The 18,711-nt window shown below is 67.8% G+C and carries 15 protein-coding genes and 1 other RNA gene; 8 read left to right on the top strand and 8 right to left on the bottom strand.

Annotated elements, in window-relative coordinates; genetic code table 11:
- Positions 1–11: 11 nt before the first annotated feature.
- Positions 12–446: an acyl-CoA thioesterase gene (locus tag HFL01S_RS00345; protein ID WP_066253068.1), complete on the bottom strand. Its 435-nt coding sequence runs from the start codon at positions 444–446 to the stop codon at positions 12–14.
- Positions 447–483: 37 nt separating this feature from the next.
- Between HFL01S_RS00345 and HFL01S_RS00340 the strand changes: the two genes are divergently transcribed.
- Positions 484–2,337, top strand: coding sequence for an ABCB family ABC transporter ATP-binding protein/permease (locus HFL01S_RS00340; RefSeq protein WP_066253064.1), 1,854 nt, complete (start codon positions 484–486; stop codon positions 2,335–2,337).
- On the opposite strand, the gene scpC is transcribed toward HFL01S_RS00340, so the two are convergent.
- Positions 2,334–3,881, bottom strand: coding sequence for a succinyl-CoA:acetate CoA-transferase ScpC (scpC, locus tag HFL01S_RS00335; protein ID WP_066253753.1), 1,548 nt, complete (start codon positions 3,879–3,881; stop codon positions 2,334–2,336). The genes HFL01S_RS00340 and scpC overlap by 4 nt on opposite strands.
- A gap of 118 nt (positions 3,882–3,999) precedes the next feature.
- Here scpC and HFL01S_RS00330 point away from each other — a divergent pair, with 118 nt between their 5' ends.
- The 5 genes from HFL01S_RS00330 to htpX all read left to right on the top strand — a co-directional run bounded on the left by HFL01S_RS00330 (position 4,000) and on the right by htpX (position 9,110).
- On the top strand, positions 4,000–4,923 hold the full coding sequence (locus tag HFL01S_RS00330; protein ID WP_066253063.1) for a LysR substrate-binding domain-containing protein: 924 nt from the start codon (positions 4,000–4,002) through the stop codon (positions 4,921–4,923).
- Between the two features lie 26 nt (positions 4,924–4,949).
- Positions 4,950–5,993 (top strand): dihydroorotase, encoded by a 1,044-nt coding sequence (gene pyrC / locus HFL01S_RS00325; RefSeq protein ID WP_066253060.1) that lies wholly within the window; start codon positions 4,950–4,952, stop codon positions 5,991–5,993.
- Between the two features lie 6 nt (positions 5,994–5,999).
- Positions 6,000–6,788, top strand: a complete 789-nt coding sequence (locus HFL01S_RS00320; protein WP_066253058.1) for a DUF3025 domain-containing protein — start codon at positions 6,000–6,002, stop codon at positions 6,786–6,788.
- On the top strand, positions 6,785–8,170 hold the full coding sequence (locus HFL01S_RS00315) for a glutamine synthetase family protein (RefSeq protein WP_218008585.1): 1,386 nt from the start codon (positions 6,785–6,787) through the stop codon (positions 8,168–8,170). The genes HFL01S_RS00320 and HFL01S_RS00315 overlap by 4 nt, the downstream gene beginning before the upstream one ends.
- A 70-nt stretch (positions 8,171–8,240) precedes the next feature.
- Positions 8,241–9,110, top strand: a complete 870-nt coding sequence (gene htpX / locus HFL01S_RS00310; RefSeq protein ID WP_066253056.1) for a protease HtpX — start codon at positions 8,241–8,243, stop codon at positions 9,108–9,110.
- Positions 9,111–9,172: 62 nt separating this feature from the next.
- Here the strand turns inward: htpX and HFL01S_RS00305 are convergent, their stop codons facing one another.
- The gene (locus HFL01S_RS00305) at positions 9,173–9,817 is read right to left on the bottom strand and encodes a glycine zipper 2TM domain-containing protein (RefSeq protein WP_066253054.1); all 645 of its coding nucleotides are present in this window, start codon (positions 9,815–9,817) and stop codon (positions 9,173–9,175) included.
- A 101-nt stretch (positions 9,818–9,918) separates the two neighbouring features.
- The gene (locus HFL01S_RS00300; RefSeq protein WP_066253052.1) at positions 9,919–11,742 is read right to left on the bottom strand and encodes an NAD(P)/FAD-dependent oxidoreductase; all 1,824 of its coding nucleotides are present in this window, start codon (positions 11,740–11,742) and stop codon (positions 9,919–9,921) included.
- Positions 11,743–11,861: 119 nt separating this feature from the next.
- Between HFL01S_RS00300 and HFL01S_RS00295 the strand changes: the two genes are divergently transcribed.
- Both HFL01S_RS00295 and rnpB read left to right on the top strand, forming a co-directional pair.
- A complete protein-coding gene (locus HFL01S_RS00295; protein WP_066253049.1) occupies positions 11,862–13,238 on the top strand; it encodes an MATE family efflux transporter in 1,377 nt (458 codons plus the stop codon).
- Positions 13,239–13,342: 104 nt separating this feature from the next.
- An RNA gene (rnpB, locus tag HFL01S_RS00290) (RNase P RNA component class A) lies at positions 13,343–13,723 on the top strand.
- Between the two features lie 36 nt (positions 13,724–13,759).
- On the opposite strand, the gene HFL01S_RS00285 is transcribed toward rnpB, so the two are convergent.
- The 4 genes from HFL01S_RS00285 to HFL01S_RS00270 all read right to left on the bottom strand — a co-directional run bounded on the left by HFL01S_RS00285 (position 13,760) and on the right by HFL01S_RS00270 (position 18,681).
- On the bottom strand, positions 13,760–14,893 hold the full coding sequence (locus HFL01S_RS00285; RefSeq protein WP_439648593.1) for an AAA family ATPase: 1,134 nt from the start codon (positions 14,891–14,893) through the stop codon (positions 13,760–13,762).
- A 20-nt stretch (positions 14,894–14,913) separates the two neighbouring features.
- The gene (locus tag HFL01S_RS00280) at positions 14,914–15,816 is read right to left on the bottom strand and encodes an RNA ligase family protein (protein ID WP_066253044.1); all 903 of its coding nucleotides are present in this window, start codon (positions 15,814–15,816) and stop codon (positions 14,914–14,916) included.
- Positions 15,817–16,151: 335 nt separating this feature from the next.
- Positions 16,152–16,955, bottom strand: a complete 804-nt coding sequence (locus HFL01S_RS00275; protein ID WP_066253042.1) for a metallophosphoesterase family protein — start codon at positions 16,953–16,955, stop codon at positions 16,152–16,154.
- Between the two features lie 25 nt (positions 16,956–16,980).
- The gene (locus HFL01S_RS00270; protein WP_066253040.1) at positions 16,981–18,681 is read right to left on the bottom strand and encodes an MBL fold metallo-hydrolase; all 1,701 of its coding nucleotides are present in this window, start codon (positions 18,679–18,681) and stop codon (positions 16,981–16,983) included.
- Positions 18,682–18,711 lie beyond the last annotated feature (30 nt).

Here is an 18,711-nt window from a genome sequence, read left to right as displayed (position 1 = left end):
GCGCCAGGGCCTCAGGCCATGCCGGCCGGCAGGCCCTCGCGCGGGATCGGGCGGGGCCGGCCCTCGTGGTCGATGGCGACGTAGGTCAGGCTGGCCTCGGTCACCTTGACGTACTGGCCCTGGGCCGAGAAGCGCTCGGCGAACACCTCTACCTGCACCGTGATCGAGGTGTTGCCCACGCGGGTGACGTGCGAATAGAAGCTCAGGATGTCGCCCACCCGCACCGGCTGCTTGAAGATGAACTGATTGACCGCCACGGTCGCCATACGGCCCTTGACGTAGCGCGCCGGCAGCACGGCGCCGGCCAGGTCGACCTGGGCCATGACCCAGCCACCGAAGATGTCACCGTTGCCGTTGGTGTCGGCCGGCATGGGAATGACCTTGAGCACCAGCTCGCGGCCTTCGGGGAGATCGGTGTGGGGGCGGGGGCTTGATTCGGAGGACATGGGCACAATCTCTTGAAAACTCCCACGATTGTCCCGCATGCGCCCCTCGTCCGTATCCCGGGCCGCCTATCCCGCGCCCACCGCCGACAGCGTCGCCCAGCCCGCCCGGTCCGACTGGGCGACGCTGCGCCGCCTGTTCCCTTACCTCTGGCAGTACAAGTGGCGCGTCATCGCTGCGCTGGTCTTCATGGTGGCCGCCAAGGGTGCCAACGTCGGCGTGCCGCTGCTGCTCAAGGAGCTGGTGGACGCGATGACGATCAAACCCGGCAGCGCCATGGCGCTGCTGGTGGTGCCGCTGGGGCTGATCGTGGCCTACGGCCTGCTGCGCCTGTCCACCAGCGTGTTCACCGAGCTGCGCGAGCTGGTGTTCGCCAAGGCCACCGAGGGCGCCACGCGCTCCATTGCGCTGCAGGTCTTCGGCCACCTGCACGCGCTGAGCCTGCGCTTCCACCTGGAGCGCCAGACCGGCGGCATGACGCGCGACATCGAACGCGGCACGCGCGGCGTGCAGTCGCTGATCTCGTATTCGCTCTACAGCATCTTCCCGACGCTGATCGAGGTCGCGTTCGTGCTCACCCTGCTGGGCACCAAGTTCGACATGGGCTACGTGTGGATCACGCTGGTGGCGCTGGTGCTCTACATCACCTTCACGGTGACGGTGACCGAGTGGCGCACCAAGTTCCGCCGTGAGATGAACGAGCTGGAGTCCACCAGCCAGACCAAGGCCATCGACTCGCTGCTCAACTACGAGACGGTCAAGTACTTCAACAACGAGGCCTTCGAGGCACGGCGCTACGACGAGTCGCTGGAGAAGCTGCGCAAGGCGCGCATCAAGAGCCAGACCACGCTGTCCATGCTCAACACCGGGCAGCAGCTGGTGATCGCGGTGGCGCTGGTGCTGATGCTGTACCGCGCCACCCAGGGCGTGGCCGCCGGGCACATGACCCTGGGCGACCTGGTGATGGTCAACGCCTTCATGATCCAGCTCTACATCCCGCTGGGGTTCCTGGGCGTGCTCTACCGCGAGATCAAGCAGAGCCTGACCGACCTGGACAAGATGTTCGTGCTGCTGGAGAAGGAGCGAGAAATCGCCGACGCGCCGGGCGCTCAGCCGCTGGTGCTGGACGGCCCACCGGCGTTGAGGTTCGAGAACGTGCGCTTTTCCTATGAGCCAGCGCGCGAGATCCTGCACGGAATCAGCTTCGAGATTCCGGCGGGCAAGACGGTGGCGGTGGTCGGTCCCTCGGGCTCGGGCAAGAGCACGCTGGCACGGCTGCTCTACCGCTTCTACGACGTGACGAACCACGAGCCTGGCGGTCCCCACGGCGGTGGCCGCATCACCATCAACGGCCAGGACATCCGCGAGGTCACCCAGTCCAGCGTGCGCCAGGCCATCGGCATCGTGCCGCAGGACACGGTGCTGTTCAACGACAGCATCGAATACAACATCCTCTACGGCCGGCCCGATGCCGGGCACGACGCGGCGGTGGAGGCGGCCAAGGCGGCCCACATCCACGCCTTCATCGAGAAGCTGCCCAAGGGTTACCAGACGACGGTGGGCGAGCGCGGGCTCAAGCTCTCGGGCGGCGAGAAGCAGCGCGTGGCGATCGCGCGCACCCTGCTGAAGAACCCGCCCATCGTGATCTTCGACGAGGCCACCTCAGCGCTGGACTCGGCCAACGAGCGGGCCATCCAGGCCGAGCTCAAGAGCGCGGCGCGCAACAAGACCTCGCTGGTGATCGCGCACCGGCTGTCGACGGTGGTCGACGCGCACGAGATCCTGGTGCTGGTCCACGGCGAAATCGTGGAGCGCGGCACACATGCTGAGCTGGTGGCGCGCGGCGGCACCTACGCCGGCATGTGGGCCTTGCAGCAGTCCGGCGCCGACTAAGGCTTCATGCTGCCGGTGCGCTCGTACCGGCTGTGCCAGCTCAGCGCTTCTTCCAGCAGGTGCGGCGTGTGCATGCCAGCGTGGCCGGCCTTCGCGTTGGCTTCGCTGCGCTCCACGTAGTCCAGCAGCGCGGGCCGAAAGTCCGGATGGGCGCAGCGCTCGATGATCAGGCGAGAGCGCTGGCGCGGTGACAGGCCGCGCAGGTCGGCCAGGCCCTGTTCGGTCACGACGATCTGCACGTCGTGTTCGGTGTGGTCCACGTGGCTGACCATGGGCACGATGCAGCTGATGCTGCCGCCCTTGGCGGTGGACGGCGTCATGAAGATGGAGATGTAGGCGTTGCGCGCGAAGTCGCCCGAGCCGCCGATACCGTTCATGATGCGCGTGCCCATCACGTGGGTGGAGTTCACATTGCCGTACAGGTCGGCCTCGATCATGCCGTTCATGGCGATCAGGCCCAGGCGGCGGATCACCTCGGGGTGGTTGCTGATCTCCTGTGGGCGCAGCACGATGCGCTCGCGGTAAAAGTCCAGGTTCGCGTTGAACTCTTTCATGACCTCTGCCGAGAGCGAAATGGCGGTGGACGAGGCCATGCGCATCTTGCCGCTCTTGAGCAGGGCGAGCATGCCGTCCTGCAGCACCTCGGTGTAACCCTGCAGACCGGTGAAGGGGCCGTCGTTCAGGCTCTCCAGCACCGCGTTGGCGATATTGCCCACGCCCGACTGCAGCGGCAGCAGGTCTTCGGGAAGGCGGCCCTGCTTCACCTCGTTCTGGAAGAAGTCCATCAGGTGGCCGGCGATGCGGCGCGAGGCCTCGTCGGGGGCAGCGAAGCGGGTGTCGCGGTCGGGCAGGTTTGTTTCCACCACCGCGATCACCTTGGCCGGGTCGCAGTGCAGATACGGCGTGCCGATGCGGTCGCCGGCATCGGTCATCGGGATCGGCTTGCGGTGCGGCGGGCGCTCGGTGCCGTAGTAGATGTCGTGCATGCCTTCCAGCGCCAGAGGGTGGCCGTGGTTGACTTCCAGGATCACCTTGTCGGCCTGGTCCAGCCAGGTCTTGTTGTTGCCGACCGAGGTGGCCGGGATCAGGCGGCCATCCTCCAGGATGCCGGCGACCTCGATCACCGCCACGTTCAGTTTGCCGAGGAAGCCGAACCACACGTACTGCGCCACGTGCGAGAGGTGGATGTCGGTGTAGGCCATGTCGCCGGCGTTGATGCGGGCGCGGCAGGTCGGGTCGGACTGGTAGGGCAGGCGCATGTCCATGCCACCCACCTTGGCCAGCGCGCCGTCGAGCTCTGGCGCGGTCGAGGCACCGGTCCACAGGCCGATGCGGAACTCGTGCCCGGCGTCGTGCTGCTGCTGGATGTGACGCGCCAAGGCCTGGGGCACCAGCTTGGGATAGCCCGCGCCGGTGAAACCGCTCATGCCCACGTGGTCGCCGTGGTGGATCTGGGCGGCGGCCGCGTCGGCCGACATGATTTTCTGGCGCAGGCCGGGGTGGGCGATGCGGGACGGGTGGATGGCGGGCGGGTTCTGGGTCATGGTGCGCGACATTAGGGTTAACCCTAGGTTGCGGATATCGTAACGGAACCGGGCAGGCTCCAAAACCCGGAAAAACAGGGGGATGTGCGCCCATGCACGGCGCGCATAATCCGCCGCCATGGAAACCAAGTGGCTGGAAGACTTCGTGAGCCTGGCCGAGACGCGCAGCTTCAGCCGCTCCGCGCAGCTGCGCCACGTCACACAACCCGCGTTCTCGCGCCGCATCCAGTCGCTGGAGGCCTGGGCCGGCACCGATCTGGTGGACCGGTCTTCGTACCCGACCCGGCTCACGCCCGCGGGTCAGACCCTGTACGACCAGTCGCTGGAGATGCTGCAGGCCCTGCAGAGCACGCGCGCCATGCTGCGCGCCCACACCGCGGCGGCGCAGGACGTGATCGAGTTCGCCGTGCCGCACACGCTGGCCTTCACGTTTTTCCCGTCCTGGCTCTCGGGCCTGCGCGAGAGCTGCGGGCCGATCAAGAGCCGGCTGATCGCGATGAACGTGCACGACGCGGTGATGCGCCTGGTGGAGAGCAGCTGCGACCTGCTGATCGCCTACCACCACACCTCGCAGCCCATCCAGCTGGACGCCGCGCGCTACGAGATGCTGCCGCTGGGCCGCGAGACGCTCTCGCCCTACGTCAAGCCCAACGAGCACGGCGAGCCGATGTTCCGCCTGCCGGGCACCACGGCGCACCCCTTGCCCTACCTGGCCTATGCGCCGGGGGCCTACATGGGCCGCGCGGTGGAGCAGGTGCTCAAGAGCAGCCCTACGCCGGTGCACCTGGACCGCATCTACGAAACCGACATGTCCGAAGGCCTCAAGGCCATGGCGCTCGAAGGCCACGGCATCGCCTTCCTGCCGGCCAGCGCGGTGCGGCGCGAACTGCGCGCCAAGCGGCTGGTGAGCGCGGGCGAAGGGCTGGACACGACGCTGGACATCCGCATCTACCGCGAGCGCCCTGGCACCCGCAAGGCCAAGGGCTCGGTGGACGCGTTCTGGAACGATCTCGAGCGGCACCTGGCGACCCACAGCAAGTGAGCCGCGCGGGGTGGGAAAATCGAGGGATGAACGCCCCCACCACCTCCCTCACGATCACCCGCCCCGACGACTGGCACCTGCACGTGCGCGACGGCGCCGCCCTGAACACCGTCGTCCCCCACACCGCCGCCCAGTTCGGCCGCGCGATCATCATGCCCAACCTCAAGCCGCCGGTGACCACAGCGGCCCAGGCCACGGCTTACGCCGACCGCATCCGCGCCGCCGTGCCCGCGGGCATGGCCTTCGAGCCGCTGATGACGCTGTACCTGACCGACAACCTGCCGGCCGACGAGATCGCCCGGGCGAAGGACGCGGGCGTGGTCGCCTGCAAGCTCTACCCGGCCGGTGCCACCACCAACAGCGACGCGGGCGTGACCGACATCCGCAAGACCTACAAGACACTGGAAGCCATGCAGAAGGCCGGCGTGCTGCTGCTGGTGCATGGTGAAGTGACCAGCCCCGACATCGACCTGTTCGACCGCGAGGCGGTGTTCATCGAGCAGCAGCTGGAACCGCTGCGCAAGGACTTCCCGGGCCTGAAGATCGTGATGGAACACATCACCACCAAAGAAGCCGTGCAGTACGTGGCCGAGGCCGACGCCCATCTGGGCGCGACCATCACCGCCCACCACCTGCTCTACAACCGCAACGCCATCTTCACCGGCGGCATCCGCCCGCACTACTACTGCCTGCCGGTGCTCAAGCGCGAAACCCACCGCCAGGCCCTGGTGGCTGCGGCCACCGGCGGCAATGCCAGATTCTTCCTGGGCACCGACAGCGCGCCGCACCCGGCCCACCTGAAGGAACACGCCACCGGCTGCGCCGGCTGCTACACCGCCCACGCCGCCATCGAGATGTACGCCGAAGCCTTTGAGGCCGCGGGCGCCCTGGACAAACTCGAAGCCTTCGCCAGCTTCAATGGCCCGGCCTTCTACGGTCTGCCGCGCAACAGCGGCACCATCACCCTGCGCAAGCAGAGCTGGACCCCGCCCGAGAGCTTCGCCTTCGGCGAGGCCGAGCTCAAGCCGCTGCGCTCGGGCGAGGCGCTGCCCTGGCAGCTGGTGGCCTGACCCGGCATGTGCGCCGTCGGCAACGCCGGCACCGGCTGGCCCTCGCCCGACTGGTCTCAGCCCTGGAACGCGCCCTTTGCGGTCGCCGGGGCCGCGGTGCGCGCGGCCTGTGAGCAGGGCGTGCCGCTGCCGCAGGCGCTGAACCGCCAGATTGGTACCGCCGGCCCGCGGTTCGTGCCGCAAGCAGAGCTGCCCGAGGGCGTGGCCTACGAGCAGTTCATCTTCGAGCAGGGCGCCGTGCCGACGCGCGAAGGCCTGCACGACTTCTTCAACGGCCTGGTGTGGGCCCGCTTCCCCGCCACCAAGCGCCTGCTCAACCGCCTGCAGGCGGCGCAGATCGCCCAGGCCGGGGTGAGCCAGGTGCGCGGGCCGGTGCGCGACGCGATCACGCTGTTCGACGAAAACGCGGTGCTTCTGCAGGCCCCCGATGCGATCTGGGGCGCCCTGATTGCGCGCGAGTGGACCCGGTTGTTCGTGGACCTGCGGTCCCTGTGGGGGCAGACCCGGCTGGTACTGTTCGGCCACGCGCTGACCGAGAAGCTGGTCTCCCCCTACAAGTCCATCACCGGGCATGTCTACCGGGCGCCCGTGCCCCCCGAACTGGGGAGCGATGTGGCCGCCTGGGACCGCTGGCTGGCGGCGCGCCTGACCGCTGCCGAGCTGGCGACCAAACCCTTCACCCCGCTGCCCGTGCTGGGGGTGCCGGGCTGGTGGCCGGCGAACCAGGACCCGGCGTTCTACGACGACGTCTCCGTGTTCCGGCCGCCCCGAACCGCTTTCGCACCGACGACATGACCTCTTCCGCCTCGCTCTCCTGGTCCCACCTGAACCTCGCCCTCGACGCCGACCGAGCCACCCTGGCCGCCCACTTCCGGGAAACCGGCGTGCGCGACGTCGAATGCCTGTTCGCCGATGTCACCGGTTATCCACGCGGCAAGCTCATGCCCGCGGCGAGCTTTGCCGGCGGCACCGAGCTGCGCATCTGCCAAGCCATCCCGATGCAGTGCGTCACGGGCGAGTACAGCTACGACCCCATCTTCCCGGACAGCGACCCGGACGTGCGCCTGGTGCCCGACCTCACCACGCTCAAGCGCTCGCCCTGGGCCAGCGTGCCGCGCTACATGGCGGTGCACGACGCCTATGAAATGGACGGCAGCCTCTGCGAATTCGCGCCGCGCTCGGTGCTCAGGAACGTGGTGGCCCGCTACGCCAAGCAAGGCCTGACCCCTGTGGTGGCGCCCGAGATCGAGTTCTACCTGACGGCGGCCATGACCGACCCGGCCCAGCCGCTGGCCTCGCCCACCGGCAAGGGTGGCCGGCCCGAGGTCGGCCAGTCGGCCTTCAGCCTGAACGCGCTCAATGAGCTGGCGCCGTTCTGGGACGCCTTCCACGCCGCCATCGATGGCCTGGGCATCCGCGCCGACACCTGGCTGCACGAGGTGGGCGAGAACCAGTACGAGATCAACCTGCTGCACGGCGACCCGGTCGCGGTGGCCAACCAGGCCTTTCTGTTCAAGACTGCTGCGCGCGAGATCGCCCTGCAGCACGGTCTCAACGCGGTCTTCATGGCCAAGCCCATCGCCGGCCAGGCCGGCAGTTCCATGCACCTGCACCAGAGCGTGGTGGACGCGCAGGGGCGCAACGTGTTCAGCAACGCCGACGGATCGGCCAGCGAGGCCTTCTTCCACTACATCGGCGGCCTGCAAGCCTATACGCCGGACCTGATGCTCATCTACGCGCCCACCGTCAACAGCTACCGCCGCTACGTGGCCGGCAGCCAGGCGCCGACCAACGTGCAGTGGGGCCACGACAACCGCACCGCCGGCCTGCGCGTGCCGGTCAGCGGCCCGGCCGCGCGCCGGGTGGAAAACCGCCTGGCCGGCGCCGACGCCAACCCCTACCTGGCCATCGCGGCGACGCTGGCGGCCGGGCTGGCGGGCATGGAGGATCGGCTGGCGCCATCCGAGCCGGTGACCGGCAACGGCTACCACCAGGCGCGCAGCCTGCCGCGAACCTTTGACGGCGCACTGGATCAGATGTCGCGAAGTCAGACCGCCAGCCGGCTGATGGGCGAGCGTTTTGTGCGCGGCTATCTGGCGGTCAAGTCGCTGGAGCACGACCATTTCCTGCGCGAGATCAGCGCCTGGGAACGGCGTTATCTGCTGCCCCAGGTCTGATTCCGCGCTTGAAAAGGGGGCAGAGGCCCCCCACTATCATCCGTCCCTTGTTTCAATCCTTGGAGCCTGCATGAAACGCATCTTCCTGTTCGTTCTGACCAACGTCGCCGTGATGGCGGTGCTGATGGTCACCTCGCGCATCCTGGGCGTGGACCGCTACCTCACGGCCAACGGCCTGAACATGACCGCACTGGCGGGCTTCTCGCTGATCATGGGTTTCGGCGGCGCGACCATTTCGCTGCTGATGAGCAAGACCATGGCCAAGATGAGCACCGGCGCCCGCGTGATCAACCAGCCTCAGACGGCGGACGAGGCCTGGATCGTGCAGACCGTGCAGAAGTTCGCCGAAAAGGCCGGCATCGGCATGCCCGAGGTCGCCATCTACGAAGGTGCCCCCAACGCCTTCGCCACCGGCGCCTTCAAGAACTCGGCCCTGGTGGCGGTGTCCACCGGCCTGCTGCAGAGCATGACGCGTGAAGAGGTCGAGGCGGTCATCGGCCATGAGGTGGCCCACGTGGCCAACGGCGACATGGTCACCATGACCCTGATCCAGGGCGTGATGAACACCTTCGTCGTGTTCCTCAGCCGCGTGATCGGCTACGCGGTCGACAGCTTCCTGCGCCGCGGCAGCGACAGCAACTCCGGCCCCGGCATCGGCTACATGGTCACCACCATCGTGCTGGACATCGTGCTGGGCTTCGTCGCCGCCATCATCGTGGCCTGGTTCTCGCGCCAGCGCGAATTCCGCGCCGACGCCGGTGCCGCCAACCTCATGGGCCGCAAGCAGCCGATGATCAACGCGCTGGCCCGCCTGGGCGGCCTGACCCCCGGCGAACTGCCCAAGACCATGCAGGCCATGGGCATTACCGGCGGTCTGGGCAAACTGTTCTCGACCCACCCGCCAATGGAAGAGCGCATCTCAGCTCTCCAGAAGCTCTGATTGTTCTCCGACCATGAAAAACGCGACCCGAAGGTCGCGTTTTTTGTTTCCGGCCGGGTGGTTCAGCGGTAGTAGCGGTCCCACCGCTCACCCTGATCGTCCTCACGGTCGCGCCAGTGGCGGTTGTCGTGGCGGTAGGGGCGCTGGCCGCCGATGCGCACCACCTCCGGCGCGTTCGAAGCCTGCGGGCGGTAGCTGGGGCCGTAGGCGGGGGCGGCGCCGACCGGCATCACGCTGACCGGCACCCAGCGGCCCGGGGCCTGCGGCATCTGGGTGCTGTACTGGCGGCCGGCGTATTCGTAGACCACGTTGTAGGCGACGACCCGGTTCTCCATCACGTTCTGCGTGCTGCACTCCTGCACCGTGCGGGTGTGCGCCTGGCCTTTGCCTTCGATCTTGTTGCCCAGGATGGCGCCACCGAACAGGCCGATGGCGGTGGCCGCGGCGCGGCCGTTGCCGTCACCGATGGCGTTGCCCATGGCGCCGCCGGCGATCGCGCCCATGATGGCGCCGGCACCGGAGGTGCGGGCCGGCTCGCGCACCGTCACGTTCTGGCAGACCTGCTGCGGCACGGCGACCTGCTGGATCACCGGGGTGCTGCTGAGCACGCGGCCTCGTTCGTCCTGCGCCTGTGCGGCGCTGGTGCCGGCGAGGGCCATCACGCCGGACAGGACGGGGATCAGGAGGGAACGGGGGGAGGAGTTCATGGAGGTCTCCGTGTGTTGAAGGAGCCTCCACTGTGCGGGGCCTGTGTCAAGCCGCCCCGCACCCGGTGTAAAGCTGGCGAGCCAGTTGTAACCAGCGGTGTTCAGAGGCCGAGAACGGCCTTGCTCACCGCCTCGGCCACCTTGATGCCGTCCACACCGGCCGACAGGATGCCGCCCGCGTAGCCCGCGCCCTCGCCGGCCGGGTAGAGGCCGCGCGTGTTCAGGCTCTGAAGGTCGTCGCCACGCGTGATGCGCAGCGGCGAGCTGGTGCGGGTCTCGACGCCGGTCAGCATGGCGTCGGGCATGTCGTAGCCCTTGATCTTGAGGCCAAACACCGGCAGCGCCTCGCGCATGGCCTCGATGGCAAAACCGGGCAGGGCGGGCGCCAGGTCGCCCAGTTTCACGCCTGGTTTGTACGAGGGCAGCACCTCGCCAAAAGTGGTCGACGGCGTGCCGGACAGGAAGTCGCCGACCTTCTGACCCGGCGCTTCGTAGCTCTGCCCGCCCAGTTCGAAGGCCCGGGCTTCGAGCTGGCGCTGCAGCACGATGCCCGCCAGCGGGTGGGTCTGGCCCTTGGCGGCCAGGGCCTCGGCTTCTTTCGCGTAGCGCGGGCCGTCGGTCTCGCCGAAGGCGGCGGTCCACAGCGGCGCGTCCTGCGGGAAGCGGATGGGGTAGTCGGCCAGGTCGATGCCCACCACCATGCCGGCGTTGGCGTTGCGCTCGTTGCGCGAGTACTGGCTCATGCCGTTGGTGACGACGCGACCCGGTTCGCTGGTCGCGGCCACCACGGTGCCGCCCGGACACATGCAGAAGCTGTAGACCGCGCGGCCGTTTTTCGCGTGGTGCACCAGCTTGTAGTCGGCCGCGCCCAGCAGCGGGTGGCCGGCGTGGCGGCCCCAGCGCGCGCGGTCGATCACGCCCTGCGGGTGTTCGATGCGGAAGCCCACCGAGAAGGGCTTGGCTTCGAGGTAGACGCCCGCGTCGTGCAGCATGGCGAAGGTGTCGCGCGAACTGTGGCCGAGCGCGAAGACGGCGTGGCGCGCGGGCATTTCGATGGCGACGCCGGTGTCGAGCCGCTGCACGCGCAGGCCGGTGAGCCGCTGCTGGCCGTCACCGGCCGGCGCCAGCACCACGCCGGTGACCTGGTGCTGGAAGCGGATTTCGCCGCCCAGCGCCACGATCTTCTCGCGCATGGCCTCGACCACCCTGACCAGTTTGAAGGTGCCGATGTGCGGGTGTGCCTGGTAGAGGATCTCGGTCGGCGCGCCGGCGTCGACGAACTCCTGCATCACCTTGCGGCCGAGGAAGCGCGGGTCCTTGATCTGGCTGTAGAGCTTGCCGTCGGAGAACAGGCCGGCACCGCCTTCGCCGTACTGCACGTTGCTCTGCGGGTTGAGCACCTTCTTGCGCCAAAGGCCCCAGGTGTCCTTGGTGCGCTCGCGCACCGGCTTGCCGCGTTCGAGCACGATGGGCTTCAGACCCATCTGCGCCAGCGCCAGCGCGGTGAACAGGCCGCAGGGGCCCAGACCGATCACCACCGGCCGATCGGCCTCATCGGCGGGCCAGCCGGCCGGCGCATGGCCGGGTGGGTGCCAGGCCATGTCGGGCGTGGGCAGGATGTGCGGGTTCTTCTCGTGCTGCGCCAGCAGGCGCGGCTCCAGCGACGTGTCGGCCAGCGCCACGTCCACGATGTAGACCGCCAGCAGGTCGGCCTTGCGCGCGTCGAAGCTGCGCTTGAACACCGACAGAGTGGCGATGGCCTCGGGCGCCACCTGCAGCGCCTGGGCGGCCAGGCGGGTGAGGGCGGCCACCGGGTGCGGCGGCGGCACGCGGTCTTCGTCGGTTTCGGTGGGGGCGTCGGCGGCGCGGCGGTGCTCGGCGGGCACCTCGGCCAGGGGCAGTTTGAGTTCGGCGATGCGGATCATGGTCTCGTGGGGCTTGTGTTCATCAAGCAGCGAAGGCCGTTATTGTCGCTGGGCGCCCAACCAGAAACGCTGTCACCTAATTTACCCGGATAAAATAATTTACCCGGATAAAACACGCCATGTCCCAGACTTTAGACCCCTCCCATCCGCCGGCCACCAAACCCCTGTGGCGCATCTACCTGCTGTTCCTCGTGCCCATGGTGCTGTCGAACATTCTGCAGGGCCTCTCGGGCACGCTCAACGGCATCTACATCGGCCAGATGCTGGGCACCCATGCGCTGGCGGCCGTATCGGGCATGTTCCCGATCGTCTTCTTCTTCATCTCGCTGATCATCGGCCTGGGCACGGGTGCCTCGGTCTTGATCGGTCAGGCCTGGGGGGCGCGCGAGCCGCACAAGGTCAAGGCCATCGCGGGCACGGCGATCACGCTGGGCGTTCTGATCGGCCTGGTTACCGCGATGGTGGGCACGGTGTTCGCGCGCGAGGCCATGGTGGCGCTGGGCACGCCGGCCGACGTGCTGGACGACGCGGTGGCCTACGCCCGCATGATGATGCTGTTCATGCCGCTGCTGCTGGTGTTCATCCTGCTCACGCAACTGCTGCGCGGCGTCAGCGACACCGTCTCCCCGCTGCTGGCCCTGCTCATCTCGACCACGGTCGGCCTGGCGCTGACCCCGCTGCTGATCAAGGGCTGGATCGGCCTGCCGCCGCTGGGCATTCGCAGCGCGGCGCTGGCCGGTTTCGTGTCGCAGCTGGCGGCCCTGACGTTCCTGACGCTGCGCCTTCGGCGGCTGAACCACGTGCTGGCGCCCGATCGCGAGCTGCTGCATGCGCTGAAGCTGGACCGGGCCATCCTGGGCAAGGTCATGCGCATCGGCCTGCCCACGGGTCTGCAGATGGTGGTGATTTCGCTGTCGGAGCTGGTGATCCTGGCGCTGGTCAATGGCCACGGCTCGCAGGCCACGGCGGCCTACGGAGCGGTGACGCAGATCGTCAACTATGTGCAGTTCCCGGCGCTCTCCATCGCCATCACCGCGTCCATCCTGGCCGCGCAGACCATTGGCGCGGGGCGCACCGAGCGCCTGGGGGCCATCCTGAAGACCGGGCTGGGCCTGAACGCCGCGCTCACCGGCGGCCTGGTGCTGCTGGGCTATGCCGTCTCCAGCTGGGCACTGGGCCTGTTTCTCACGCAGGACAGCGTTCATGCGCAGGCCCAGCACCTGCTGCACCTGATGCTCTGGAGCATCCTGGTGTTCGGCTTCCAGGCGGTGATCGGCGGCATCATGCGCGCCAGCGGCGACGTGCTGGTGCCGATGGCGATCTCGGTGTTCTGCATCCTGGGCGTGCAGCTGCCGGTGGCGTATGCACTGGATGCACGCCTCGGTCTGGAGGGCATCTGGATCGCCTTCCCGGTGGCCTATGTGACCATGCTGGTGCTGCAGAGCGCGTACTACGCAGGGGTGTGGCGGCACCGCAAGATCCGGCGGATGATTTAGCCCCCACGCTCCGCCGCTTTGCGGGTCGCTGCCCCCCAAGGGGGAGCGAATTCAGCTTGGGGCGGCCCGGCGCTGAATTCCTTGTGCGGGATAATCACGCTCGTGAAGCGCGCCAGACCGCCGCTGGTGCAACCTCGCAAGAGGACCCGAAAGGGGGCACTGGAGGAACGTCCGGACTGCACAGGACAGCGTAGGAGGTAACACCTCTCCACCGACCAGCCTGACGGGGCAACCCGAAGGGCCCTAAGGTGAGGATCAGAGCAACAGAGACGAGTCCGGTGGGAGTGCCGCAAGGCAGACCAGCCGGGGTGAAACGGGCAATCTCTACGCGCAGCAATACCAAATAGGCTAGCGTTGACGTGGTTCCGCGGAGCTGGCGGGTAGGTAGCATCGAGCCGGGTGGGTGACCCCCGGCCCAGAGGAATGGCGGTCACACCCGGGGCAACCCGGGTGCACAGAATCCGGCTTATCGGCGCGCTTCACACTTTATTTCTGCATGGGCGCAAAAGCCCATAACCCCCTTAACCAACCTCGAAGCGCACACTGTGTGCCTCGGTCGGCAGAGGGGCTTCCCAGTGGTTCAGCATCTGCATCAGCTTCGTGTTGCTCAGGCTGGTGTCCCGGGCCTTGTTCCTGCGCAGGAGTTCTCCGGGTGTCTGCTCCAGGTGCACGATGTCCACCTCCGCGTCGTAGGCGAACAGCAGGCCCAGGGTCTTTTCTCTCACGCGTTGAGACAGGTGCGTGGCGTTCCAGACAAACGACGTCCGGTCGCGCAGCAACGCTCTGGCCTTGTCAAGCGCCAGGTGGGCTACTTTGCCTTCGTTCTTGCCGTACCGCAGTCCCAGCTCTTCCCGGGCATCGTCGAACGACACCACGGGCCAGTTTGGGCGGTGTTGGCGAACCCAGGTGTTCTTTCCTGCGGCGGGTGGACCGCTGAGCAGCGTGACCTTGGAGCCGGGGCGACGGTGCAGTGCCGAATCGGGATGCACCGATGCGCCGCGGAAGTACGCCACCGCGGTGTGCTGGCTTTGAAACGGACGCGGCTGGCCCCAGGCCCCTTCCTCTCGCGCCAGTTCTGCGAAGAGCTCGATGTCCGCCAGATGCCCCGCCTGGTCCGTACACACCCGGCCGGTCATGTCGGCGCGCGCGACCGCCACCAGTTCCCGGAGATCCAGTTCCCAGGACAGCTTGCGCACAAGGAACTCAGCACTCTCGCCTCGGCGGGAGTCGAACGCGAAGAAGGGCACCTGGTGCACCGCAATGACGCGGCAAACGGCCTCGCGCAATTCGATGGGAGCGCCCGCGCGCCACAACAGCAGTCGCGCGTCCACTGCACCGCGCCGGGAGTGACCGGGCTGGCTGACACGCCCCGAGTCGGTATCGATGACCGTGGTGTCCGGCTTGGCAATGTCGTGCAGCAATGCGGCCAGGAACATCACCCACTGTCTTTCAGGCGCAGCCGCCGTGTAGAACGGATCGTCGAGCAAAGCCGCCAGGACCATGCGGGTGTGTGTGCCGACATCGCCCTCGGCGTGGTGGATCGGGTCTTGTACGGTGTGGTCGAGCCGGCACAGGTCCGGCACCGCCGCACACCATTGCTGCCAGTCCAGCGCCGTGGCGTTGCTCGGGATCAGTTCTGCCCAGGGCAGATGCAAGTCGTTCTTTGTGAGTTTGTTCATCGTTTGCTCCCTGTGTTGGCATTGGCGAAGCCCCGCTTGGTCACCAGTCCGAGATCCGGCCAGCTCCGTGTCAGTTGCGGACTGAAAAGATCCACGCCATCGTCCAGCCTGTTGGGGATGATCGGGCGCTCGGTGTGGTGAGAGCCCGAATCCAGAATCGTCTGGGTAAAGTCGGGGCGGACCCACTTGACGCGTGCGATCACCTGCTCAGGTGTTTCCACTTTCACGTACAGGCCCTCGGCCATGGCCGAGTGATCGGTCTGCTTCCAGGTCGTGGCCCAATCCAGCCTTCGCTTCTCGGCTTCGTTTTGCAGGACCTGGGCCCAAACGTCCGACTTGGCCAGTGATGGTCCGACCAGATTCGTGAGGTCTTTAAGCCGGCTCGGCATCGGGCCCTCATACAAGACCGGCACAGACAGCACTGGCAAGCCCTCCAGCAGTGCATGTCGCAGCGGTGTGCTCAGGAAACACTGCGACTGTCGATCCCAGATGTCGAACTCATGAAAAAAGTGCGGCAGCCGGTCATAGAACACAGAGTGTTTGGCATACGTCCACTCGCCGTACATCACGAAGCGGTCTTCCAAGCGCTCCAGCAACGCGGCTTCATGGGCACGCGCCCACGGATGCAACGGTGCAAACTGGCGCTCACGTCCGCCGCCGACCAGGTAGTGCCCGCGGGATTGCAGCAGCAGCTCGCCAGATTCGGTGAATGACACGGCGCAGTTGGCGCCATCGAGTTTCTCCTCGATCACCACATGCTGGTGTTCAAGGGAATGCAGTTTGACCACCTGGGGGTCGTCGTCGCCATGCAGGCGGGAGCCTTCCAGATGGACGGTCCTCGGGTAGCGCACCAGAGGAAGCGAGACCCGATGAATCGGGTCGATGGGGGAGGGGGACATGGTGATCTCCTGACATCGTCAGCGAACATCGTCTCGAACGCGCGGCATCCCTCAATGCGAGGGACGGGCGGGAGGCGACGGCTTGCAGGAAGCGGATCACCGGGACGGGCGGGCTGCTGTCGGCGGCTTCAGTGGCTGGTTGGTGTGCGGTGAATCATGGCATTCATCGCAGGCGGTCCATCAGGGGCACTGAAGGCGCCAACAAGGTGTCGGCTTCAGAGAGCGGCAACGCAGCACATGGGAGTCTGTCCGTGGAAATGGGTGGAGAAAAGAGGGCGCGATGATAGTGACACCGACCGAGCGGCGTCAATCGCTGTGTTGTTGCGGGGAAACGCTCAGGCTGGTTTCGGCATCCAGCCCGTGCGCAAGGCATGCGACCAGTCCGGGCGCTGCCGCAGGTCGGCCTGCTGCGCCGCCGACTCGTGGTCATAGGGCACGCTGACCAGCTCGCAGCACCACTGGCCATCGCGCTTCTCGGCGATGGCGTAGCGCGCATCCGGGCTCCCGGTTTCAATCCGGTGGTAGCTCGACTGCGGATACGGGTGGTCGTCGTCGTACGCCGGCAGGCCCACGCTGCCGGGGTTGACGATCAGCAGGCCGCTGCCCAGCCGCACCGACCGGGGCACATGGGAATGTCCACAGGCCAGCAGCGTGATGTGCGGCGGAATCCGGCTGCCGAGGCGATCCTCGATTTCGTCGGGCGTGGCCAGCCGGGCCTCTTCGCCCACCGGGGTTTCCAGCAGGTATTCGATGTCGCTGCGTGGGCTGCCGTGGCACAGGGCCACCTCCGGGCCCAGCCGTTCGGGCCAGACCTGCCCGCTGTGCAGGCGCGGGTCGCACGGGTCGGCATGACCGGCCAGCCAGGACTTGTCGGCCTCGGCCAGCCGGCCGGTGGTGTAGGCGTCAGAGGCGTTCTGGCGCGCCAGCGGCAGGCGCAGCACCTGCCGTTCATGGTTGCCTGCCACGTGCAGCCAGGGCAGGGGGTGCAGGCGCCGGGCTGTCTCCAGCGGCAACAGCGGACCGCTGAGCGTGTCGCCCAGGTTCACGACTTCGTCGACCTGGCGCCGGGCTATGTCGTCGATGACCGCGTCGAGCGCGGCGAGGTTGCCGTGGATGTCGGAGACGAAAGCGATGCGCATGAGGACTGCCCTTGTACGCAGAACACTATGCGTTGAACCCGCCCAGGCTCTGGATGTGCTCGACATGCGCGAGCATGGAGCGCTTGGCCACCGGCCACAGGCGTTCGGGCACGTCGTCGTAAGCGATCTTCACCCAGTCGTCCATCGTGCCGTCGGGAATGGCCTGCATGGCGCGGGCCACCTTGGCTTCGCGCGCCAGCCGGTGCGCCTTGAGGTGGGCGATGGCGGCGCGGGCGCCGCCGTGCTCGGGCGATGCGGGGTTGTCACCGCTGCGCGGGTGGTCGCCCAGCACATACCCGTGCGCGGGCAGGATGAAGTGCACGCCGTGCTGCCCGCACAGCTGGTCGAGCTTGTCCAGCGAATCGAGGTAGTTGCCCATGTTGCCGTCGGGCGGGTCGATCACGGTGGTGCTGCCGTTGAGGATGTGGTCGCCGCTGAACAGCAGGCCGTCTTCTTCCAGCAGCAGGCACAGGTGGTTGGCCGCATGGCCGGGGGTGTGCACCACCTGCAGGGTGTGCGCCGCGCCATCGGAGGCGCTCAGCACCAGCCGTTCGCCGTCGGCCAGGGCGCGATCGGGGGTGAAGCGGCTGTTCTCCCGGGACGTGGGCGCGCTGGGCAGGCCGAGGATGGGCGGCCTGGCCCGGCCGGCGTTGGTGCACAGCGCCTGCAGCCTTGGCGCGCCAGGGGAGTGGTCGGCGTGCGAGTGGGTGCAGACGATGGCACGGATGTCGCCGCCCGCCGCGCGCCACAGGCGTTCGATGTGCGCCGGTTCGTCCGGGCCCGGATCGATCACAACGTGGCCGGTGGACGGGTCGCCGACGATGTAGCTGTTGGTGCCCGGTCCGGTCATGAAGCCCGGGTTGGGCGCGGTGAGCCGTTGCACGTTCTTGAGCAGCGGCACCGGGCGTTCGGTCTGCCAGGCCAGTTCGTGCACGATCTGGCCGTCCGGGCAGACCATCGCCAGCTCGCCGAAGGGCGGCTCGTGTTCCATGTGGCGCGACTCGTGGCCGTTCATGAAGCCGGCGCGCGGGCAGCTGGTGAAGAGCGGCTCGTCGTTCACCGCACAGGCATCCAGCACCGCCTGCACCGAGGCATAGGCCTGCAGCCGCTCCAGCGTGCGGATGGTCGGGAAGATGATGAAGAACTGGCCGGCGGCGTGGCGCGCCAGCGCGTCGGCCGGTCGTACCCACAGCGGTTCGAACTGTTCCGATTCGTCCGCCACCGGTTCCTGTCCCTCGGGCATGCGCGCCACGAGGAAGGGCACGTCGAAGCGGCGCGGCAGGTCGCGGTCGGTGACCCAGTGGGCGAGCACGAAGACCTCGGCGCCCGAGAGCGTCAGGCCTTGCGCGGCACACAACTCGGCGAACGGGGCCTTGCGGTCGAGCGACGCGATCTGGACCGTGTCCAGATGCGAGCCGTCGGCGCGACGCGCCAGCAGGATGCCCAGCTCTTCAAAGCTCTCCCGGATGGCGGCGATGGCCTGCGTCAGATGGACGTCGCTTTGGGTGGCGCGGCGCGTCGACTGGCCGTGCGCCAGCGCGTCGGCGGCGTCGATGGCGCCGCCGGGGAAGACGTAGGCGCCGGGCGCGAAGCTCGCCGTCATCGAGCGGCGCGTCATCAGCACCTCGATGCCCTGTGGCGAATCGCGCAGCAGCAGCACGGTGGCAGCGGGGCGCACCGGGGCGGGCGCGCGCTGGGGGTGGAGCAGTTGGGTGGGGCGGACCATGCGCACATTGTGCGGTGGTCGTGGGGGCGC

Origin of the sequence: Hydrogenophaga flava NBRC 102514 (assembly GCF_001571145.1) — a bacterium.
GTDB lineage: Bacteria > Pseudomonadota > Gammaproteobacteria > Burkholderiales > Burkholderiaceae_C > Hydrogenophaga > Hydrogenophaga flava.
The sequence above is the reverse complement of the archived record's forward strand: the minus strand, read 5'-3'. Positions and strand labels throughout refer to the sequence as shown.